Source organism: Kitasatospora sp. NEAU-CNBT7 (assembly GCF_057220535.1).
Map to the genome: position 1 here is coordinate 276,266 of NZ_JBXQQB010000008.1, position 20,533 is coordinate 296,798.

19 protein-coding genes are annotated in these 20,533 nt (G+C 72.6%); 11 read left to right on the top strand and 8 right to left on the bottom strand.

Annotated features, from left to right (window positions below; translation table 11 throughout):
• Positions 1 to 7: 7 nt before the first annotated feature.
• Positions 8 to 499, bottom strand: a complete 492-nt coding sequence (locus AC2TEW_RS14225) for a succinate dehydrogenase hydrophobic membrane anchor subunit (protein WP_033822824.1) — start codon at positions 497 to 499, stop codon at positions 8 to 10.
• A 6-nt stretch (positions 500 to 505) separates the two neighbouring features.
• Entirely contained in the window at positions 506 to 886 is a 381-nt protein-coding gene (gene sdhC / locus AC2TEW_RS14230; protein WP_033822823.1) for a succinate dehydrogenase, cytochrome b556 subunit, read from the bottom strand.
• 246 nt (positions 887 to 1,132) lie between these two features.
• Here sdhC and AC2TEW_RS14235 point away from each other — a divergent pair, with 246 nt between their 5' ends.
• The gene (locus AC2TEW_RS14235) at positions 1,133 to 1,870 is read left to right on the top strand and encodes a hypothetical protein (RefSeq protein ID WP_484623697.1); all 738 of its coding nucleotides are present in this window, start codon (positions 1,133 to 1,135) and stop codon (positions 1,868 to 1,870) included.
• A gap of 39 nt (positions 1,871 to 1,909) precedes the next feature.
• Here the strand turns inward: AC2TEW_RS14235 and AC2TEW_RS14240 are convergent, their stop codons facing one another.
• The 4 genes from AC2TEW_RS14240 to AC2TEW_RS14255 form a co-directional block, all read right to left on the bottom strand.
• A complete protein-coding gene (locus AC2TEW_RS14240) occupies positions 1,910 to 2,332 on the bottom strand; it encodes a peptidoglycan-binding domain-containing protein (protein ID WP_484623698.1) in 423 nt (140 codons plus the stop codon).
• 157 nt (positions 2,333 to 2,489) lie between these two features.
• A complete protein-coding gene (locus tag AC2TEW_RS14245; protein ID WP_484623718.1) occupies positions 2,490 to 3,035 on the bottom strand; it encodes a 2-oxo-4-hydroxy-4-carboxy-5-ureidoimidazoline decarboxylase in 546 nt (181 codons plus the stop codon).
• Positions 3,036 to 3,354: 319 nt separating this feature from the next.
• Positions 3,355 to 4,113 (bottom strand): SDR family oxidoreductase, encoded by a 759-nt coding sequence (locus AC2TEW_RS14250; protein WP_484623699.1) that lies wholly within the window; start codon positions 4,111 to 4,113, stop codon positions 3,355 to 3,357.
• A 117-nt stretch (positions 4,114 to 4,230) separates the two neighbouring features.
• A complete protein-coding gene (locus AC2TEW_RS14255; RefSeq protein ID WP_484623700.1) occupies positions 4,231 to 6,318 on the bottom strand; it encodes a S53 family peptidase in 2,088 nt (695 codons plus the stop codon).
• Positions 6,319 to 6,722: 404 nt separating this feature from the next.
• Between AC2TEW_RS14255 and AC2TEW_RS14260 the strand changes: the two genes are divergently transcribed.
• The 8 genes from AC2TEW_RS14260 (at position 6,723) to AC2TEW_RS14295 (ending at position 15,986) form a co-directional block, all read left to right on the top strand.
• Positions 6,723 to 7,988 (top strand): amidohydrolase, encoded by a 1,266-nt coding sequence (locus AC2TEW_RS14260; protein ID WP_484623701.1) that lies wholly within the window; start codon positions 6,723 to 6,725, stop codon positions 7,986 to 7,988.
• Between the two features lie 334 nt (positions 7,989 to 8,322).
• Positions 8,323 to 9,387 carry a BMP family lipoprotein gene (locus AC2TEW_RS14265; protein WP_484623702.1) on the top strand — a complete coding sequence of 355 codons (1,065 nt, stop codon included), beginning with the start codon at positions 8,323 to 8,325 and terminating at the stop codon, positions 9,385 to 9,387.
• A gap of 285 nt (positions 9,388 to 9,672) precedes the next feature.
• A complete protein-coding gene (locus tag AC2TEW_RS14270; protein ID WP_484623703.1) occupies positions 9,673 to 11,283 on the top strand; it encodes an ABC transporter ATP-binding protein in 1,611 nt (536 codons plus the stop codon).
• Positions 11,284 to 11,288: 5 nt separating this feature from the next.
• The gene (locus AC2TEW_RS14275) at positions 11,289 to 12,440 is read left to right on the top strand and encodes an ABC transporter permease (protein ID WP_484623704.1); all 1,152 of its coding nucleotides are present in this window, start codon (positions 11,289 to 11,291) and stop codon (positions 12,438 to 12,440) included.
• Positions 12,437 to 13,705, top strand: a complete 1,269-nt coding sequence (locus AC2TEW_RS14280; RefSeq protein WP_484623705.1) for an ABC transporter permease — start codon at positions 12,437 to 12,439, stop codon at positions 13,703 to 13,705. Before AC2TEW_RS14275 ends, AC2TEW_RS14280 begins: the two co-directional genes overlap by 4 nt.
• Complete coding sequence (locus AC2TEW_RS14285; protein ID WP_484623706.1) at positions 13,702 to 14,097, top strand: cytidine deaminase; 396 nt, start codon at positions 13,702 to 13,704, stop codon at positions 14,095 to 14,097. The genes AC2TEW_RS14280 and AC2TEW_RS14285 overlap by 4 nt, the downstream gene beginning before the upstream one ends.
• A gap of 117 nt (positions 14,098 to 14,214) precedes the next feature.
• Positions 14,215 to 15,492 (top strand): thymidine phosphorylase, encoded by a 1,278-nt coding sequence (locus AC2TEW_RS14290; RefSeq protein ID WP_033818507.1) that lies wholly within the window; start codon positions 14,215 to 14,217, stop codon positions 15,490 to 15,492.
• A 155-nt stretch (positions 15,493 to 15,647) separates the two neighbouring features.
• On the top strand, positions 15,648 to 15,986 hold the full coding sequence (locus AC2TEW_RS14295) for a helix-turn-helix domain-containing protein (protein WP_484623707.1): 339 nt from the start codon (positions 15,648 to 15,650) through the stop codon (positions 15,984 to 15,986).
• A 184-nt stretch (positions 15,987 to 16,170) separates the two neighbouring features.
• On the opposite strand, the gene AC2TEW_RS14300 is transcribed toward AC2TEW_RS14295, so the two are convergent.
• Complete coding sequence (locus AC2TEW_RS14300; RefSeq protein ID WP_484623708.1) at positions 16,171 to 17,388, bottom strand: hypothetical protein; 1,218 nt, start codon at positions 17,386 to 17,388, stop codon at positions 16,171 to 16,173.
• A gap of 229 nt (positions 17,389 to 17,617) precedes the next feature.
• A complete protein-coding gene (locus AC2TEW_RS14305) occupies positions 17,618 to 18,985 on the bottom strand; it encodes an MFS transporter (protein ID WP_484623709.1) in 1,368 nt (455 codons plus the stop codon).
• Between the two features lie 63 nt (positions 18,986 to 19,048).
• Between AC2TEW_RS14305 and AC2TEW_RS14310 the strand changes: the two genes are divergently transcribed.
• Positions 19,049 to 20,005 (top strand): LysR family transcriptional regulator, encoded by a 957-nt coding sequence (locus AC2TEW_RS14310; RefSeq protein WP_484623710.1) that lies wholly within the window; start codon positions 19,049 to 19,051, stop codon positions 20,003 to 20,005.
• Between the two features lie 71 nt (positions 20,006 to 20,076).
• On the top strand, positions 20,077 to 20,533 hold a 457-nt coding region (locus AC2TEW_RS14315), incomplete at its 3' end, for an IS5 family transposase (protein ID WP_484623711.1).

A 20,533-nucleotide genomic window follows, 5' to 3' on the forward strand; every position in this document is an offset into this window, starting at 1 on the left:
TTACCGACTAGATGTTCGGGTCGAAGGTGAAGATCACCAGGGTGCCGAGGAGGACCGTGAAGACGGTCGTGACACCCAGGAGGCCCTTCAGCCACAGACGAGTGGCGTCCTTCTCCGCGTAGTCGTTGATGACCGTGCGCATGCCGTTGGAGCCGTGCAGCATCGCCAGCCACAGCATCAGCAGGTCCCAGAACTGCCAGAACGGCGAGGCCCACTTGCCGGCCACGAAGGCGAAGCTGATCTTCGAGACGCCGCCGTCGAGGACGATGTTGATCAGCAGGTGGCCGAGCACCAGCACCACCAGGACGACACCCGACAGGCGCATGAACAGCCAGGCGAGCATCTCGAAGTTGGTGCGGGTGCGGCGCGGGGTCCGCTTGGAGCGGGCCCGGGCCGGCTCGACCACCAGGGCGTCGGCGGGGTTGCCGGTGCCCAGGCCCTGGCCGGTGTGCGCCTGGAGGGAGGGGACCACCAGGTCGGCGGGAGTGTCGGTCGACATCGCGGATCAGCCCCCGAACCAGGTACGAAGCGTGTGCTGCAGGATCGGGTAGAACGCGCCGGCCATCAGGACGACCCAGACGCCGACGACGCTCCAGAGCATCTGGCGCTGGTACTTCGGGCCCTTGGACCAGAAGTCGACGGCGACGACCCGCAGGCCGTTCAGCGCGTGGAACAGGATGGCGGCGGTGAGGCCGTACTCCATCAGGTTCACGAGCGGCGTCTTGTACGTCGAGATGACGGAGTCGTACGCCTGGGGGGACACGCGCACCAGTGCGGTGTCGAGGACATGTGCGAACAGGAAGAAGAAGATGAGGACGCCGGTGACTCGGTGAGCCACCCAGCTCCACATGCCTTCCCGGCCGCGGTACAGCGTTCCAGCCGGCACGGAAAACCCTCCGGAAGCGGATTGGGGGCTCGGCCGGCTTCGGTGTCGGTCAGCCCGGCCGGGTACGGTCCACCGGCCGCCAGCATCCTATCGACGCCGTCTGGGCAACCGCCCCCGGGGGCCTCAGGTGTGATCAAACAGGCACTCCCGGGCTAACGGCGCCGGGAATTGTCACGCTGAGTAGCCGAATGGACGCGCTAAGGTGCCCGGGTCCGCGCCGCACCCGCCTCCCCGTCAGGACCACTCGTGCCCGACCGCACCGCCCGCCCGCTGCTGGGCGCCCTGCTGCTGCTCGCCACCGCCGGATGCACCACCGTCGCCCCCTCCGCCGACCGGGCGCCGGCCGGACGGGAGCTGGACGCGGCCGGGCTGCGGGCCGCCGCGCTGGCGGGGGCCGACCTCGGGCCCGGGTACACCGTGACCCTGATGGATCCCGGCCACGACACCGCCGCCGAAGGCCGGGAGAGCGCCGACGTGCCGGCCTGCCAGCCGGTGCTGGACGCCTTGGCCCCGGGCAAGGCGGCGTCCGGGCCCGCCGCCGAGACCGACCTGAGCGTGGTCCGGGACGGCCACCGGGACGCCGCGGTCTACACCGGGCTGCTGGCCTTCCCGGCGGGCCGGGCCGAGCGGCTGCAGACCGAGCTGGACCGGCTGCTGGCGCACTGCACGGCCTTCACCTCCGGGCTGGCCGCGGGGCCGTCCGGCGGGCCGGCCGGTGACCCGGCGCAGCCGGAGGGCCGGACCCGGCACCGGCTGGCCCGGGTCGACACGCCCACGCCGGAGGGAGCGGACGCGGCCACCGCGTTCACCCTGACGGATGAATCGGGGACCGTGGTGCTGGCCCAGCGGGCGCTGCTGGCCCGGGTCGGGACGGCGCTGGCGGTCTTCTCCACGGTCGGCGCGGGCCGCGAGCCGGCCGCCGAGCCCGACCCCGCCGTGGTCCGCGCCCAGCTGGCCAAGCTCCGCTCGGCCCAGCGGGGCTGAGCGGAGCGGGATTCCCGGTCGGCTGTCACCGAGGCCCTGTCACGGCAGGTAGGTGCAGTACTCCAGGGAGGACTTGGTGGCCCACCACAGGGTCTTCGCGGCGGTGTCCGGGCCGTACACGCCGTCCGCCGAGATCCGGGCGATGTGCTGGACGTTCATGACGGCCTTCTCCGTGGCCGGGCCGTAGGCGCCGTCGACCGCGATGCTCGGGTCGTAGCAGCGCTGCAGGGAGTACTGGAGCGCCTTGACCGCCTGGCCCTGGGCGCCGCGGCGCATCACGCAGGAGAGCGACCCGCCCGCCGTGGTGGGGACGGAGATGAAGGAGAACGTGCCGGAGCGCTTGACGGTCATGTCCTTGTACGACGTGCACGACCCGTCGGCCGCCGAGGCGGCCGGCGCGCCGATGAGCAGACCGGCGACCACCGCTGCGGCGACCCCGGTGGCGGCAAGGCGACGTTTCATCAAGAGCTCCCTCTGGCAGGCTGATCGGGCTGCAGGGGGCGGTCTGCCGTCCGCGGACCGGCCCTTCTGCGCCTGAGCATCCTAGGGGTGCTTGTTCGAACGCCTCGACCGTCGCGCGACGCGCCGGCCCGTATGTTCGTTGCCGCTCCCGACGGCCCTAGTGGGACGCCGGTGCGGAGTGGGTGGCGACCAGGTGTTCGAGGCGGGTGAGGGCGATCCGGCGCAGCTCGTCCGCGGCGGTCAGCCGCTCCTCGTCGGGCTCGTTGGCCAGCCGGGTGCGGATCGAGGTGAGCACGGTGTCGAGCATCTCCTCGGGCACCACGCCCTCCAGGCAGACCACGAAGACGTGGCCGAACCGGGCCTCGTACGCGGCGTGGGCGGCCCGCAGCGCGGTGTGCGCGGCCTGGCTGCCGGGGGCGCGCATGCCGAGCAGCGGCTGCGGCATCCAGCTCTCGTCGGCCAGTGCCTCGGCCAGGTCGGCCGGGCGCAGGTCGTAGGAGGCCTCGCTGGCGGCGGCGAGCAGGGACTCTATATCGGGGTACGGGCGGTGGGCGGTGAGCCGGAGCGCCCAGCGGTGGCTGCCGCAGCAGGCCAGCAGGGCCTCCTCCGCAGCACCGGCGTCGGCCTCGTTGAAGCGGTGAAGCCCGAGCAGGGACGGTGCCGTCCGCGCGTCGAGACGCTGCGGCGGGATGTCGCTGGCCAGCGGGTCCTCCTCGTGAGGGCGGGAAGGGCGGTGCCGGGCCGTGGGCGAGCGGCGGGCAGGCCGGGGCACCGGTGAACCGTGATGGCAGAGACGAAAGTAGGGCTGGCGGAGGGCAGGGAGTACCGGGGCGAAAGGGGTCGGGCCGACCGGTGGCGCGCCGGGCCGAGCAGCGGCACCACGGTAGTTGAGGGCTCATCAGTTGGGCAGAGGGCGCGCAGAATTCACTCGAACGAGCTATCAAGTTGTGACGTTGACACCTATGTGTCAGTGGACCGGGACCACCCGGGCACCGTGGCGCCCGGGCCGTCCCGGTGCCGGCTCACAGCTCGCGGTGCACCTTGTGGTTGGCCGCCTGGGCGCGCGGGCGGACCACCAGCAGGTCGATGTTGACGTGCGCGGGCCTGGTCACGGCCCAGGAGACGGTGTCGGCGACGTCCGCGGAGGAGAGCGGCTCGGCCACGCCCGCGTACACCGCGGCCGCCTTGGTCTCGTCGCCGCGGAACCGGGTCACCGCGAAGCCTTCGGACTTCACCATGCCGGGGGCGATCTCGATCACCCGGATGGGCTCGCCCACCAGTTCCAGCCGCAGCGTCGCGGCGATGGTGTGCGCGGCGTGCTTGGCCGCCACGTACCCGCCGCCGCCCTCGTACGCGGCCAGCGCGGCGGTGGAGCTCATCACCAGCACGGTGCCGTCGCCGGTGGCGCGCAGCGCGGGCAGCAGCGCCTGGGTGACGTTCAGCACGCCGATCACGTTGACCTCGTACATCGCCCGCCAGTCGGCCGGGTCGCCGTCCTCGACGCTCTCCGCGCCGATCGCCCCGCCGGCGTTGTTCACCAGCACGTGCACCGGGCCGACCTCGGCGGCGAAGGCGTCCACCGCGGCCCGGTCGGTGACGTCCAGCGGGTACGCCCGGGCGGTGCCGCCGGCCGCCGCGATCTCCTTGGCCAGTGCCTCGATCCGGTCGGCGCGCCGCGCGGTGACCACCACCTCGAAGCCGTCCTCGGCCAGCCGGCGGGCGGTCGCCGCGCCGATCCCGCTGCTGGCACCGGTGACCACGGCCACCTTGTGCTCGGTCATTGCCACTCCTTGAGATGTCCGGGGTGCCCTGTGCCCGCATCATCTCAAGGGCGCCCGCCCGGACGCCGGACGGCCCCGGCGCGCGGGTGCGCACCGGGGCCGTCCGAACCGGGTGGATCAGTGGCGGGGCAGCTTGAAGGACTTGAAGAAGTCCTTGCCGGGGGTGCCGACGCCGGTCGCGGTGTCGTAGCCGCAGGTGGCCTTCAGGCCGTAGTCGGAGGCCAGCTTGTACAGGCGCACCCGCAGCGAGCCGCTGACCACGCCGAGGTCGACCACGTTGCCGAACTTGGTGTGCACGGCGGAGTCGTTCACGTCGCGGAAGGCGTCGCTGTGGGCCCGGTCGTAGATGGCCGGGTTGGCGAAGCCGATCGCCCGGCCGCCGCGCACCTCGATGGCGTCGGCCAGCATGGCCGCGTACTCCGGGGCGGAGACCGAGGTGCCGCCGTAGCCGCCCTCGCTGTAGGTGCCGCCGGCGGTGAAGCCGACCAGGGTGGCGGCGACCAGGTCACCGCTCATCGCGACGTCCGGGGTGGCCCGCAGCGGGGTCGCGGACTTGGTGCCGTCGGCCGCGGTCTTCGCGATCGAGTCCGGCACCACGCCGTGCTGGTACCAGGGCTGCGCGAAGTCCTTGGAGACGCCGCCGCCACCGCCGAAGTAGAAGAAGCCGGGGTACGGGTCCCAGGACTTCTGGTCGGCGGAGAGCACCGAGCGCTGGTCGCCCATCGAGACCTCGTGGCCGTAGCGGCCGGCCTTGTTGTCCAGCTCCAGCGCGGTGCCGCCGACCGAGGTGACCCACGGCGAGGCGGACGGCCAGTCGGCCTGCGCCTGGTTGCTGTCGGCCTGGCAGTTCACGCCGGTGGCCGCGGCGCCCGGGGAGCTGTCCCCGCAGTCGCCGCTGGAGAAGGTGAAGCCGATGCCCTGGACCGCGCCGAGCTGGAACACCTGGTTGTCGGCGGCGACCACGGCGGGGTCGATGTCCCCGCTCTTGCCGTGCATGATCTCGCCCCAGGAGTTGGAGACCACGTCGGCCAGGTGCTCGTCGACGACCTTGGCCATCGCGGCGTTGAGGTCGTCGTCGTAGCAGGAGTTGGCACCCACGTAGGTGACCTGGGCGCCGGGCGCGAGGCCGTGCGCCATCTCGACGTCCAGCGCCTCCTCGCCGGCCCAGCCGTCCGGGCCGCCGCAGTCGTCCTGGTGCACCCACTTGTCCGGGGTGACGATCTCGCGGTACTGGCCGGCCGCGAACGGCTGGTCGCCGTGCGCGGTCGAGAAGTGGTTCGCGTCCTGCTCCATGGTCGGCAGGCCGTACGCGTCGATGATGGCGATCCGGGCGCCCTTGCCGGTGACCTTGGCGTCGGTCACGCCGTAGGCCTTGCGCACCTGGCTCGGGATGTACGAGCAGGGCGCGAAGGGCTCGTTCTTCTCGTAGCCGTCGGGCGCGCCCTTGGCGGTCTTCGAGCCGTAGCCGTCCTCGGAGCAGGTCGGCTCGGTCGGCAGGGTGGCGGCCGGCTTCTTGTCGGCGGTGACGCCGCGGGCGGCGAAGGCGGTGGCGGCCTGCGCGTCGGCCTTGGCCTCGGCGTCGCGGACGGATATCGCGTGCGAGACGTTGGTCTGCGTGCTCGTGGCTATCCCGCCCACCGCGAGCACCGAACCGGACACCTGGGCCGGCAGGGTGACGTCGGCGGCCGGCGCCCGGCGGCTGGAGCCGTCCGGCGCGCGGTAGGTGTGGAAGGCGGTGCCGAGGGCCTTGGCCAGCGCGCCCGTGGTGCCGGAGACCTGGAGGTAGTGCGGGGTGCTCTCGCCCACGGTCAGCCCGGCCGAGGTGAGCCACGAGGTGACCGCCGCGACCTGCTCGGGGGAGGCCCCGAAGCGGGCCTTGGTCTGCTCGGTGGTCAGGTACTGACCGTACGCGGGGGAGGACGGGTCCGAGAGCTGCCGGGCCAGGTCGGCGAGGCCCTTGGCGTCCCGGCCGGCCAGGTAGATGCGGGCGGTCGCGGGGGCGGAGTCGGCGACCGCACCCTGGTCGGCCTGCGCGGTGGCCCAGGCCGGGTGCGTCCCGGCGAGCTGCCGGGCGGCGGGCGCCGCGCCGCCGTCGGCCGGGGTGGCGGCGGTGGCCGGGGCGGCCACCGCGAGGGTTCCCAGGATCAGCGCGGCGGCGGGTGCCGCGGCGTAGGCCCGGGAGAGCCGGTTGCGTGCTGCTGGCACGTCGGGTCCCCACTTCTCGGATCGATGGACCGTCAGGTGACCCTTGTGAGGGCATGACGGACCGGGCCGACGACGGATGATCCGTCGCCGGCGCGGAAGTTGACTGTGCGCTAGCTGTTTATTCGGACTGTTGTGCGCAGCTCAAGAGCGCGTCCGAAAGCTTTGCCCGGACATGACCGCGGGGAGGGGAAGCCGTTGCCGAGCGGGGCGCCACACCAGCCGCCCCGGTCACACCGGTCACCGTGTCCGTCCGGCCGGGCGTTCGTTGCACAGGGCGGGGAACTGTCGGGGAAGGCGGCTGAAACGAGATGTCATACCCAGTAGCGCGTTCGGTATGCACCCATCCGGGGACGACTTCCGGGGAAGTCGGGCCAAAAACCCTCCACCGGCCTAGTCTTGTTGAGGTGAACGATCCTCAGCCCGCCCGCCGGGCCGCCCTCGCCACCGCCGACGACCGCGCCCCGGCCGGTCCGGGTCCGGACCTCCGCGCACGGGTACGGGTCTACGAGGCCGAGCTGATCGCGTTCCGGCGGGATCTGCACCGCCACCCGGAGCTCGGGCGGCAGGAGTTCCGTACCACCAGGCTGCTGCGGGAGCGACTGGTCAGAGCGGGCCTGGAGCCGCGGGTGCTGCCCGGCGGCACCGGCATGATCGTGGACATCGTCCCGGACGGCACCCCGTCGGGCACCCCCTTCCTCGCCTTCCGCGCCGACATCGACGCGCTGCCGATCGAGGACGCCAAGACCGAGGCGCCGTACCGCTCCACCCTGCCCGGCCGGGCCCACGCCTGCGGCCACGACGTGCACACCGCGGTGGTGCTGGGCACCGCGCTGGTGCTGGCGGGCGCGGCCAGGACCGGCGAGCTGAAGCAGCCGGTCCGGCTGCTCTTCCAGCCCGCCGAGGAGGTCATGCCGGGCGGCGCGCTGGACGTGATCAAGGCGGACGGGATGGCCGGGGTCGGCCGGATCTTCGCGGTGCACTGCGATCCGAAGGTGCAGGTCGGCCGGATCGGGCTGCGGGTCGGCGCGATCACCTCGGCCTGCGACCGGCTGCTGCTGGGGCTGAGCGGCCCCGGCGGCCACACCGCCCGGCCGCACCTGACCACCGACCTGGTCACCGCGGTGGCCCGGATGGCCGCGGAGCTGCCGGCCGCGCTGGCCCGCCGGATGGACCCGCGCTGGGGGGTCAGCCTGGTCTTCGGCCGGATCGCGGCCGGCTCCGCACCGAACGTGATCCCGCAGCAGGCCGAGCTGGAGGGCACCGTGCGCTGCCTGGAGCTGGCGGGCTGGCGGGAGGCGCCCGAGGTGCTGCACGAGCTGATCGGCCGGATCGCCGAGACGCACCGGGCCAAGTGGGAGCTGGACTACCACCGGGGCGTCCCGCCGGTGGTCAACGAGCAGGAGTCGATCGCCCAGCTGGACGCGGCGATGACGGCCCGGTTCGCCGGCCGCGGCCCGGTGGTGGAGGACACCGAGCAGAGCCTCGGCGGCGAGGACTTCTCCTGGTACCTGGAGCACGCACCGGGGGCGCTGGCCCGGCTCGGGGTGCGGGGCCCGCACGAGAAGGGCGTCCGGGACCTGCACCAGGGCGACTTCGACGTGGACGAGCGGGCGATCGGGGTCGGCGTGGAGCTGTTCGCCGCGCTGGCGCTGGGGCACGGCCGGGTCTGAGGAGACCGGCGGTTGTACCCGCCGGCCGGTCACCCGCTGTAGGGGCCCGGACCGGCGCTGTTCGAGTGGCCGAGGCCCGTGGTGAGGGCCTCGGCCCTTGGGCGGCGCGGCTTGTGACGGCCGGGGCCGGTTGGGCATAGGGTGGTTGTCCGGTATCACTCGGTAGTGACATTCGGTTGAACAACTGTGGCGCTATGTCCGGATTCATCCTGAAGTCGGACCACATTTTGATAACAACCCGAATGCCCTGGCAGGCCGTAACCCAACCGTGTTCTACGCGCGTTACGGTGGCGCTCGACCACGCCAAACGGGTGTGTGAGAAGGAGATAATCCCTTGCGCCGTTCACTCAAGCTCGCCGCGGTGATGCTCTCGGGTTCCCTGGGCATCGCTTCGCTCGCCGCCTGCGGCGCAAAGAGCACCGACAGCACTTCCGCTTCCGCCGGCGCCTCCGGCTCGTCCGGCATCAAGGTCGGTATGGCCTACGACATCGGCGGCCGTGGCGACCAGTCGTTCAACGACTCCGCCGCCCGTGGTCTCGACAAGGCCAAGGCCGAGCTCGGCGTCCAGGTCAACGAGGCCGAGGCCAAGACCGGTGAGGCCGAGTCCGACAAGGAGGCTCGCCTCAAGAGCCTGGTGACCGCGGGCTACAACCCGGTCATCGCGGTCGGCTTCGTCTACCAGGACGCGGTCAACAAGGTCGCCAAGGACAACCCGAACGTCAAGTTCGCGATCATCGACTCCGCCTCGGCCGACCAGCCGTCGAACGTCACCTCGCTGACCTTCTCGGAGCAGGAGGGCTCGTACCTCGCCGGTGTCGCCGCCGCCGCGAAGAGCAAGTCCCACCAGATCGGCTTCATCGGTGGTGTCCAGTCCGAGCTGATCAAGAAGTTCGAGGCCGGTTACACCGCGGGCGCCAAGTCCGTCGACCCGAACATCGTCGTCGACGTCACCTACCTCACCACCCCGCCGGACTTCAGCGGCTTCAACGACCCGGGCAAGGGCAAGGAAGCCGCCCAGGGCCAGCTGGACAAGGGCGCGGACGTCATCTACGCCGCGGCCGGCTCCTCCGGCGCCGGTGCGATCGAGGCCGTCTCCACCGCCGGCAAGTGGGCCATCGGTGTCGACTCCGACCAGGCCGCCCAGCCCGCGCTGGCGAAGTACAAGGACCACATCCTCACCTCGATGGTGAAGAACGTGGACACCGCCGTGTACACCTACATCAAGTCGGTCAAGGACGGCAGCCCGCTCACCGGTGTCAAGAACTTCGACCTGAGCGCCCAGGGTGTCTCGCTGGCCACCACCGGCGGTCACATCGACGACATCCAGAGCAAGCTCGCGGACGCCCAGAAGGCGATCACCTCCGGCGCCACCAAGGTGCCGACCGCCCCGCAGAGCTGATCCCGGTCCCGTCTCCCGCCGCCGCCTGCCCGGCGGCGGGCTGACGCCCGACTCGCAGCAAGGGGAGGGGCCCGGCAGGTACGCGAAACCGCGTACCGACCGGGCCCCCTCCCGTCCCCGCCCCTGATCTCTCCAGATCTCTCCTGCGCAACGACGCGCCCGACGACCACCCAGGAGATCGCCATCACCGCTTCCGACCCCACCCCCAGCACGGGCGGCAGCCCCAGCGCGGGGACGGCGACACCGGCCGTCGAACTGCGCGGCATCACCAAGCGCTTCCCCGGTGTGGTGGCCAACCACGACATCGACATCACCGTCCGGCGCGGCACCGTGCACGCGCTGATGGGTGAGAACGGCGCCGGCAAGTCCACCCTGATGAAGATCCTCTACGGCATGCAGAAGCCGGACGAGGGCACGATCAAGATCAACGGCGAGCTGGTCGAGTTCAGCACTCCCGGCGACGCCATCGACCGCGGGATCGGCATGGTGCACCAGCACTTCATGCTGGCCGACAACCTGACGGTCTGGGAGAACGTGGTCCTGGGCGGCGAGAAGCTGCACGGGATAGGAGCCAAGGCCAAGGCGAAGATCAAGGAGATCTCCGACCAGTACGGCCTGGGCGTGCGCCCGGACGTCCTGGTCGAGGACCTCGGCGTGGCCGACCGCCAGCGCGTCGAGATCCTCAAGGTCCTCTACCGCGGCGCCCGCATCCTGATCCTCGACGAGCCGACCGCCGTCCTGGTGCCCCAGGAGGTCGACGCGCTCTTCGGCAACCTGCGCGAGCTCAAGGCCGAGGGCGTCACCGTCATCTTCATCTCGCACAAGCTGCACGAGGTGCTCGCGGTCGCCGACGCGATCAGCGTCATCCGCCGCGGCACCACGGTCGGCGACGCCGACCCGAAGACCGTCACCGCCCGCCAGCTCGCCGAGCTGATGGTCGGCGCCGAGCTGCCCTCCCCGGAGAGCCGCGAGTCCACCGTCACCGACGTCGAGATGCTCCGCGTCGACGGCCTGCGGATCGCCAAGGCCGACGCCGAGGGCGTCGAGCGCGTGGTCCTGGACGACGTCTCGCTGCGCATCCGCAAGGGCGAGGTGCTCGGCATCGCCGGTGTCGAGGGCAACGGCCAGGCCGAACTGGTCGAGGCCATCATGGGCATGCTCCCGCTGGACTCGGGCACCGTGACCCTGGACGGCCAGGACCTCACCCGCACCCTCACCCGGGCCCGCCGCGAGGCCGGCATCGGCTACATCCCCGAGGACCGCCACCGGCACGGCCTGCTGCTGGAGGCCCCGCTCTGGGAGAACCGGATGCTCGGTCACGTGACCGAGTCCCCGAACTCCAAGGGCTTCCTGCTGGACCCGGCCGGGGCCCGCAAGGACACCCTGCGGATCGTCGAGGAGTACGACGTCCGCACCCCCGGCATCGAGGTCACCGCGGCCTCGCTCTCCGGCGGCAACCAGCAGAAGCTGATCATCGGCCGCGAGATGAGCCACGACCCCAAGCTGCTCATCGCGGCCCACCCCACCCGTGGTGTGGACGTCGGCGCGCAGGCCCAGATCTGGGAGCAGATCCGGGTCGCCCAGCGCGCGGGCCTGGCGGTCCTGCTGATCTCCGCCGACCTGGACGAGCTGATCGGTCTGTCCGACCACATCCGGGTGATCTACCGCGGCCGCCTGGTCGCCGACGCCGACCCGGCCACCGTCACCGCCGAGGACCTGGGCACCGCGATGACCGGTGCGGCCAAGGGCCACATCGAGTCGGACGCCGAGGCGCTGGCCGAGGCGCAGGCCGTGGCCGCCGAAGGCACCGAGGCCGAGTCCGCCGAGGCCGAGTCCGCCGTGGACACCCCGGCCGAGCCCACCGAGACCGCCGACGACCCGCAGGCGGGGGAGTAACCCACATGACCAGTCCCACCCCCGCCAAGCGCCCGCTTGGCCAGCGGTTCGACCTGGAGCGCATCGCGCTCGGGCTGGCCGCGCCGGTGCTCGCAGTCCTGCTGTCGCTGGTGATCTGCTCGCTGCTGCTGCTGAGCTCGGGCCGTGACCCGTTCAAGGCGTTCGACGTGATGTTCACGTACGGCACCGCCTCGGACGGCCAGGTCCAGATCATCAACAAGGGCGTCACGTACTACCTGGCCGCCGTGGCCGCCGCCTTCGGCTTCCGGATGAACCTGTTCAACATCGGCGTCGAGGGCCAGTACCGGATCGCCGCGCTGTTCACGGCGTACATCGGCAGCCAGATCGACCTGCCCGCGTTCATCCAGATCCCGCTGCTGCTGGTCACCGCCATGCTGGCCGGTGGCATCTGGGCCTCGATCGCCGGTGTGCTGAAGGTCTACCGCGGTGTCAGCGAGGTCATCTCGACCATCATGCTGAACGCGATCTCGCTGGCCGTGGTCGGCCTGCTGCTGGTGCCCGGCATCTTCGCGCCGAAGACCGGCAGCTCCAGCAACTCCATCCAGACCGCGCCGATCTCCCAGTCCAGCCACTTCTTCTCGATCGAGACGGCCGGCGGCACGCTCTGGGGCTTCTTCATCATCGCGATCCTGGTCGGCGTGGGCTTCCAGCTCACCCTGAACCGCACCCGCTTCGGCTTCGACCTGCGCGCCACCGGCCGCTCCGAGAGCGCCGCCCAGGCCTCCGGCGTCAACGTCAAGCGGATGGTCCTGACCAGCATGGCCGTCTCCGGCGCGCTGGCCGGTCTGATCGGCATGCCGACCCTGCTGCAGAGCTCGTACACCTACGGCACCAGCTTCCAGCAGGGCCTGGGCTTCACCGGCATCGCCATCGCGCTGCTCGGCCGCAACAGCCCGATCGGCATCGTCTTCTCGGCACTGCTCTTCGCCTTCATGGACGTCACCGCGGTGCAGCTGCCGCTGCAGGGTGACTTCCCGCAGGAGATCGTCGCCGTCATGCAGGGCACCATCGTCATCTGTGTCGTCGTCGCCTACGAGCTGGTGCGGCGCTACGGCCTCAAGCGCCAGCAGCAGAAGGTCGGCGCCGAACTCGCCGCGCAGGCCGCTGCGGCCGCCAACAAGGAGGTGGCCGCATGAGCACCGCAACCTCGACCCGGCCGAAGTCGCCGGGCAGCGCTCCTGCCAAGAAGCACAAGATCACCTGGCCGGTGGTGCTGCTGCTGATCGCCGGCGCCCTGCTGCTGGTCTCGATCGTCGCCACCATGACCGGCAACCACGGTCTGACCGCCTCCGGCCAGATCACCGCCGCCCTCGGCGCGGCCGTGCCGATCGCGATGGCCGGTCTCGGCGGTCTGTGGTCCGAGCGGGCCGGCGTGGTCAACATCGGCCTCGAAGGCATGATGGTCGCCGGTACCTTCTGCGGCGCCTGGGCCGGCTACCTGGTCAACCCGTGGGTCGGCCTGCTGGCCGGCATGGCCGGCGGCGCGCTCGGCGGTCTGCTGCACGCGGTCGTCACCGTCACCTTCGGCGTCGACCACATCGTCTCCGGTGTCGGCATCAACCTGCTGATCCCCGGCATCTGCGCCTACGTCAACAAGATCTACTACAAGGACTACGTGGCCTTCGGCGCCGGTGCGAACCAGTCGCCGCCGGCCGATTCGCTGCCGAACATCACCATCCCCGGCCTGTCGCCGTGGCTGGACACGATCGAGGCGCACCACTGGTTCCTGGTCTCCGACATCGCGGGCATCGCGGGCGGCCTGGTCACCAACCTGTCCGTGGTGATCGTGATCGCCGCCGCGCTGCTGGTGCTGAGCTACTTCCTGCTCTGGCGCACGGTCTTCGGCCTGCGGCTGCGCTCCTGCGGTGAGAACCCGACCGCGGCCGAGTCGCTGGGCGTCAACGTCTACAAGTACAAGTACATCGCGGTCATCGCCTCGGGCGCGTTCGCCGGTCTCGCCGGTGCGTACCTCTCGCTGGTCGCCTCGCACTTCTACAAGGACGGCCAGACCCAGGGCCGAGGCTTCATCGGTCTCGCCGCGATGATCTTCGGTAACTGGATGCCCGGCGGCCTCGCCATGGGCGCCGGCCTGTTCGGCTTCACCGACAGCCTCCAGCTGCGCGACGCGGACAACGTGCACGTCCTGCTGATCATCGTCGCCGTGGCGATGGCCGTGCTGGCGCTCTGGCAGTCCTACCGCCGCAAGTACACCCCGGCGCTGATCAGCATCGTGGTGGCCGGCGCGCTGTCGGTCTGGTACGCCACCACCGACTCGGTGCAGCGTCCGCTGATCGTGGCCACCCCGTACGTGATCACCCTGGTGGTGCTCGCGGCGGCCTCGCAGCGGCTGCGTCCGCCGAAGGCCGACGGCCAGATCTACCGCAAGGGCCAGGGCAAGTGACGGCCCCGGCCGCTCCCGACTGGGAGGCGCTGCGCGCGGCGGCCCGCGACGCGATGTCGCGCGCCTATGCCCCGTACAGCAAGTTCCCGGTCGGCGCGGCGGCGCTGGTGGACGACGGCCGGACCGTCACCGGCTGCAACGTGGAGAACGCCTCGTACGGACTGGGCCTGTGCGCCGAGTGCGGCCTGGTCTCCGCGCTGTACGCCAGTGGCGGCGGCCGGCTGACCGCCTTCACCTGCGTCGACGGCGCCGGTGAGCTGCTGATGCCGTGCGGGCGCTGCCGCCAGCTGCTGTTCGAGCACGGCGGGCCCGAGCTGCTGGTCGAGCTGCCCTCCGGGGTGAAGACCATGGCCGAGGTCCTGCCCGACGCGTTCGGGCCGGAGCGGCTCTAGCAGCTCCGTTTGTTACGCGCGTAGAGTGTCGCGTGAGCGGCCCTGACCGGGCCCTCCCGCGACACTCTTCGCTTTTCTCCCGCACCTGAGTACGTGCCCCACCCTCTTGGAGAACCAATGGACGCCCCCTCCGTCATCCGGACCAAGCGTGACCGCGGCGAGCTGACCGACGCCCAGATCGACTGGGTGATCGACGCCTACACCCGCGGCGAGGTCGCCGATGAGCAGATGTCCGCGCTCGCCATGGCGATCCTGCTGAACGGCATGAACCTCCGCGAGATCAGCCGCTGGACCGACGCGATGATCCGCTCGGGCGTCCGGATGGACTTCTCCGCCCTCGGCGTGCCCACCTCCGACAAGCACTCCACCGGCGGCGTCGGCGACAAGATCACCCTCCCGCTCGCCCCGCTGGTCGCCGCCTGCGGCGCGGCCGTCCCGCAGCTCTCCGGCCGCGGCCTCGGCCACACCGGCGGCACCCTGGACAAGCTGGAGTCCATCCCCGGCTGGCGGGCCCTGCTCTCCAACGACGAGATGATGGACGTGCTGCGCGGCTCCGGCGCGGTCATCTGCGCCGCCGGCGACGGCCTTGCCCCCGCCGACAAGAAGCTGTACGCGCTGCGCGACGTCACCGGCACCGTCGAGGCGATCCCGCTGATCGCCTCCTCGATCATGTCCAAGAAGATCGCCGAGGGCACCGGCGCGCTCGTCCTGGACGTCAAGGTCGGCTCCGGCGCCTTCATGAAGAACCTGCCCGACGCCCAGGAGCTGGCCCGCACCATGGTCGGCCTCGGCAAGGCGGCCGGCGTCAACACCGTCGCCCTGCTCACCGACATGTCGACCCCGCTCGGCCTCACCGCGGGCAACGCGCTCGAGGTCCGCGAGTCGGTCGAGGTGCTGGCCGGCGGCGGCCCCGCCGACGTGGTCGAGCTGACCCTGGCGCTGGCCCGCGAGATGCTCGCCGCGGCGGGCGTGCACGGCAAGGACCCGGCCGACGCGCTGCGCGACGGTTCCGCGATGGACCACTGGCGCCGCATGATCTCCGCCCAGGGCGGCGACGTGGACGCGCCGCTCCCGGTCGCCCGCGAGCAGCACGTGGTCACCGCCTCCTCCTCCGGTGTGCTCACCGGCCTGGACGCGTACGCGGTGGGCGTCTGCGCCTGGCGCCTGGGCGCCGGCCGCGCCCGCAAGGAGGACCCGGTGCAGGCCGGCGCCGGTGTGGAGATCCACGCCAAGCCGGGCGAGACCGTCACGGCCGGTCAGCCGCTGCTGACCCTGCACACCGACACCCCGGAGCGCTACGACTACGCGATGGAGGCGCTGGCCGGCGGCATCACCATCTCCCCGGAGGGCACCGCCTTCACCCCGAAGCCGATCGTGCTGGACCGCATCGCCTGATGCCCTGAAGCACACCGTGCCCGGGCCGCCCTCGCCGTGCGGCCCGGGCACGGTGCTGTCCGGGGGCGGTGCCGTCCCGGGGCTGTCGCCCGATCGGAGGAACATCGGCTCTTGGCCCGTCGTCGTGGCCGCCCGGCCTGATATCCAGAGCTGCGATGAACCACTCCCCATGGCAGACCGCCCGGACCCGTGCGCTGCTGGGCGACGCAGTCACGGAGGACCCCGAAGTCACTGCCGTCCGGCGGGAGATCCGGTATGCGCTCGCGCTCGGTCAGGCGGTGTACGACCGCCGTACGGCACTCGGGATCTCGCAGGCGGAGGTGGCGCGGCGGGCAGGCATGACGCAGCCGCAGATCTCCCGGATCGAGGGCGGTGACACGGTGCCCACACTGCCTCTGCTCGAGCGGCTGGCGGGGGCGCTGGAGTCGGAGCTCGACATCCACGTGGTCCCGGGGGCCGAGGCCGAGGTCCGGTTCCACTCGCCGGCGGCCTGACGGCCCGGTTGCCACCGGCCCCGGCCACGTCGGGCGCCCCGCGGGTCGGGAGCCCGACGTGGCCGGGTCAGCCGTACGTGCGCAGGCCGGTGGTGTCGATCGTCCACGGGCCGACCGGCACGGCGTCGCCGAACGCGAACTTCTCGCGCGAGGTGTAGCCGGGCCGGGAGGTGCCGTCCCGGGTTCAGGGGTGGCGGGCCGCTCCGGAGGTGGGGGAGAGCTGGAGGCCGGAGACGTCGACCGCTTCGAAGTCCTTGCCGCTGAAGGCGCCGAGGCGGGCCAGTGCCGTGTTGTCCCAGCGGTCGTCCTGGGTGCCGCTGACGTACCAGGCGGAGCCGTTGTCGGCGACGATCGCCCCGTACGTCTTCAGGGCCTGGGCGACCGCCCTGGCCTGCGGCGGGAGCTTGGAGATGTCCACGCCGGCCTTGAGCCGCAGGCGCAGGCCCATCGGCGGCAGACCGGTGTCGGTGCTGCCGGACGCCTGGTGGCGGGCCGGCCAGAGGTAGGCGGCCTGGCTGCGGGGGACGGTGATCCGCAGTGCGTGGCCGATCACGCCGGTGGCCGCCTCGTCGTAGCGGGCCAGTCCCGGCAGGATCGGCAGCCCGGCCGCGTCGGCGGAGGTCCGGCCGGCCGGGCGCAGCGCGTTCGAGCGCAGGTCGAAGACGGCCCCGGAGCCGGCCTTCCAGCCGCCGCCGCCCTGCGGGTGTGCGTCGTACAGCTCGTAGACCTTGCACGCGGCCTTGTCCAGGGCGATGACATGGCGGTCGCCGTCCGCGTTCGGACCGCCTTCCACCAGCGCGCCGGCCGGGATCGGGTAGGGGCCCGGGTCGCTCTCGTCGGCGTACTCGAAGGTGACCTTGGCCGTCGCGGTGCCGGCCGGTACCGAGGTGACCGGGATGCCGAACGGCGCGCCCTCCCAGGTGCCGGAGCCGAAGTCGGCCTTGAGGTGCTTGTCCGCGCCGATCGCCGCCACGTACGCGGCGGTGCGCGGCGAGGCCGGGAGGGTGTCGACCCGGGTGCGCCAGATCGAGTCGGCGGGCGCGACCGGGCAGCCGCCCAGGTCGGCGGCGCCGCCGGCGGAAGTGGCTGCCGCCGCCGGGGAGGTGGCCGCGGAGGCGGCCGCGGTGCTCGGGGCCGGGGCGGCCGGGGACTCGGCCGGGCCGGGGATGGCGGTGCCGGCCGGGGGAGGGCCGGCGGGCGCGGTGGGGCCGGTGGTCGACGAGGCGGCGGCGACCGCGGCCGAGTGGTCGGGCCGGAGGGCGACCGCGGTCAGGGCGGCGGCGGTGCACAGGGCCAGTACGCCGGCGATCACCGGGCCGCGGCGGGTGCGGCGGCTGCGCCGGCTGCGCGGGGTTCGGCGGTGCTGCTGCTGGGCGGGGGTCTCGGGATGCACGCGGGTCACGTCTCTCGGTCGGGGCCGGACGGCCGGACGGCCCGGGACGCGGCCCCCGCACGGGTGCGAGGGCAGGGCGGACCGGGCGGTAGGTCAGTGGCGGGGACCGAGAAGAGCTCCTACCGGGACGACACCCTACGCACCGTGCGCCCCGTGTGTCACCGGCGGGTCGTGGACGTCCGCCGGGGCCGGGCCGGACGTCCACGACCCGCCGGAGAGCGGTCGGGCCGGAGCGGGGTCAGGCCCGCACCGAGGTCGGGGCGCCCGGCCGGCGGGAGCGGACCGCCTGCCGGGTCGCGTACAGGGTGACGCCCGCGGCCAGTGTCATCGCGACCAGTCCGACGGCGGCGGCGCCGGCCCAGCCGGAGGAGTGGTAGGCGTCCGCGCCGAGGGTGCCGCCGAGGCTGTTGCCCAGGTAGTAGGCGATCAGGTAGAGCGCCGAGGCCTGGGCCCGGCCGTGGGTGGCGGTGCGGCCGACCGAGGAGGAGGCGGTGGCGTGGCCGATGAAGAACCCGGCGGTGATCAGGACCAGGCCGAGCAGGGCGCAGGCGAGCGAGCCGCCCAGCGAGAGCAGCAGACCGGCGGCGGTGGTGCCGATCGCGACGTACAGGGTGCCGCGTCGACCGAGCCGGCCGGTGAGGCGGCCCGCGTTGGCGGAGGCGACCGTGCCGACCAGGTAGACCACGAAGACCGAGGCGGCGATCGACTCCGGCAGGTGGAAGGGCGCCCCGATCAGCCGGAACCCGACGGTGTTGTAGACCGCGCCGAAGACCGCCATGAACAGTGCGCCCAGGGCGTACAGCCGCAGCAGCAGCGGGTCCCGCAGGTGGGAGCCGACGGTCCGGGCGACGGCCCGCGCATCGACCGGGGTCCGGCGGAACTGACGGGCCGGCGGGATCAGCAGCCGGAACGCGACCACCGCGGCCACGGCCACCAGGGCGGAGGCGGCCAGCCCCCAGCGCCAGCCCCAGGCGGCGCCGGCCCAGCCGGAGACCAGCCGACCGCCCATGCCGCCGATCGAGTTGCCCGCCACGTACAGGCCCATCGCCGAGGCCAGCGCGCTCGGATGGACCTCCTCGGCCAGGTACGCCATCGCGGTGGCCGGCAGTCCGGCCAGTGCCGCGCCCTGCACCGCCCGCAGGACGGTCAGCGTGGTGAGGTCGGGTGCGAGCGGCAGCAGCAGGGCGAAGCCGGTGGCGGCGGCCATCGAGGCCGTCATCACGGCGGTGCGGCCGTACCGGTCGGAGAGCGCGCTGGCCGGGAGCAGGCCGAGTGCGAGGCCGAGGGTGGCGGCCGAGGCGGTCCAGCTCGCCTGGCCGGGCGTCAGGCCGAGGTCCTGGGAGAGCAGCGGGAGCAGGCCCTGGGTCGCGTACAGCAGGACGAAGGTGGCGATCCCGGCGGCGAAGAGCGCGAGGTTGGCCCGGCGGAAGGCCCGGACGCCGGGACGCAGCCGGTGGTCGGCCCCGGCGGAGGTCACGGAGGCGGGGGCCGGCACGGACGCAGTCCCGGAGGAGGGCACGGAGACGGTGGCGGCGGCGGTGGCGGACGGCTGCGGAAGGGCGCCCGGCAGTGTCACTGCGGGCGCCCCGGTACTGGCGGGTGGCATGTCTCGACGGTAGGACCGCGCCGCTTGATGCGTCCAATGCATGAACCGGCCAGAATTCATGCCATGACGCATGAGAGCACCTCGCCGCCGGTCCGGCCCGCCGAGCTGGAGCCGGACGCGGCCGTGGTCCGACTCGCCCCGCAGCTGGCGCAGTTCGCGGCGGTGGCCCGGCTGGAGCACGTCACCCAGGCCGCGCAGCTGCTGGACATGCCGCAGCCGACGCTCTCCCGGGCCGTGGCCCGGCTGGAGGCCGAACTGGGCGTGGACCTGCTGGCCCGGCAGGGCCGTACGGTCCGGCTGACCAGGGCCGGCCGGCTGCTGCTCGGCTCGGTGGAGCGGGCGCTGGCGGAACTGGAACGCGGCGCGGAGGCGGCCCGCGCCGAGGCCGACCCGACGGCGGGCCGGGTCGCCTTCGGCTTCCTGCACACCATGGGGACGGACGCGGTGCCCGCGCTGCTGCGCGGCTTCCGGGCCGGGCACCCGGGGGTGCGGTTCCAGCTGGCGCAGGACTACGTGGCGGCGATGCTCGACCGGCTGCGGGCGGGCGAGCTGGACCTGTGCCTGGTCTCGCCGATCCCGGACGCGCCCGACCTGGTCGCCCGTCAGCTCGACGAACAGCGGCTGTTCCTCGCGGTCCCGGCGGACCACCGGCTGGCCGGGCGGCGGCGGATCCGGCTCGGCGAGGTGGCCCAGGACCCGTTCGTCGCGGTCGAGGAGGGTTACGGGCTCCGCATGATCACTGACGGCTTCTGCGCGGAGGCCGGGTTCAGCCCGCGGATCGCCTTCGAGGGGGAGGAGGCCGAGACGCTGCGCGGACTGGTCGCCGCGGGACTCGGGGTGGCCCTGCTGCCGCCCGCCCTGGTACCCCGTCCCGGGGTGGTGGAGCTGGAGGTCACCGCGCCCCGCACCCGCCGGGCGATCGGCCTGGCCTGGGCGGCGGGCCGACCGCAGACCCCGCCGGTGGCGGCGTTCCGCGACTTCGTGCTCTCCCGCCGGGGGCGGCTGCTGGACCACGACTAGACACTGGACCACGACTAGGAGCTGTCCGGCCGATCATGTGACTTTTGCTTGCCCTGGTCGTTGGTTCGGGCATGGGGCGGGGTGATCTGACAGATGCCGAGTGGGAACGGCTGCGGCCGTTCCTGCCTGTCAGCAACGGGCGTTGTGGCCGGTGGCGGGACCACCGGCAGGTGATCGACGGGATCCTTCACCGGGTGCGGACCGGGGTGCACTGGCGCGATCTGCCCGAGCGGTTCGGGCCGTGGAAGACCGTCTACGAGCGCCATCGGCTCTGGTCCGCCAACGGCACCTGGGAACGGCTCCTGCAACAGGTCCAGGCCGCGGCCGACGCGGCCGGCGAGATCGACTGGGACATCTCGGTGGATTCCACCATCGTGCGCGCCCACCAGCACGCGGCCGGTGCCCGCACCGACCCACCGCCGGCCCTCACCGACTCAAAGGGGGACGAGGCGCTGGAACACCAGGACGAGACTCCGTGGCAGAGCCTCGTCGGCCGGCTGGTGGAGGTGGTGCGGGAGGCGAGGGCCT

What these genes read in the sequence shown, in the direction of transcription:
- AC2TEW_RS14225 (WP_033822824.1), bottom strand. Translation starts at nt 499, where the DNA reads ATGTCGACCGACACTCCCGCCGACCTGGTGGTCCCCTCCCTCCAGGCG.
- AC2TEW_RS14240 (WP_484623698.1), bottom strand. Translation starts at nt 2,332, where the DNA reads ATGAAACGTCGCCTTGCCGCCACCGGGGTCGCCGCAGCGGTGGTCGCC.
- AC2TEW_RS14250 (WP_484623699.1), bottom strand. Translation starts at nt 4,113, where the DNA reads ATGACCGAGCACAAGGTGGCCGTGGTCACCGGTGCCAGCAGCGGGATC.
- AC2TEW_RS14275 (WP_484623704.1), top strand. Translation starts at nt 11,289, where the DNA reads ATGACCAGTCCCACCCCCGCCAAGCGCCCGCTTGGCCAGCGGTTCGAC.
- AC2TEW_RS14280 (WP_484623705.1), top strand. Translation starts at nt 12,437, where the DNA reads ATGAGCACCGCAACCTCGACCCGGCCGAAGTCGCCGGGCAGCGCTCCT.
- AC2TEW_RS14290 (WP_033818507.1), top strand. Translation starts at nt 14,215, where the DNA reads ATGGACGCCCCCTCCGTCATCCGGACCAAGCGTGACCGCGGCGAGCTG.
- AC2TEW_RS14295 (WP_484623707.1), top strand. Translation starts at nt 15,648, where the DNA reads ATGAACCACTCCCCATGGCAGACCGCCCGGACCCGTGCGCTGCTGGGC.
- AC2TEW_RS14305 (WP_484623709.1), bottom strand. Translation starts at nt 18,985, where the DNA reads ATGCCACCCGCCAGTACCGGGGCGCCCGCAGTGACACTGCCGGGCGCC.
- AC2TEW_RS14310 (WP_484623710.1), top strand. Translation starts at nt 19,049, where the DNA reads ATGACGCATGAGAGCACCTCGCCGCCGGTCCGGCCCGCCGAGCTGGAG.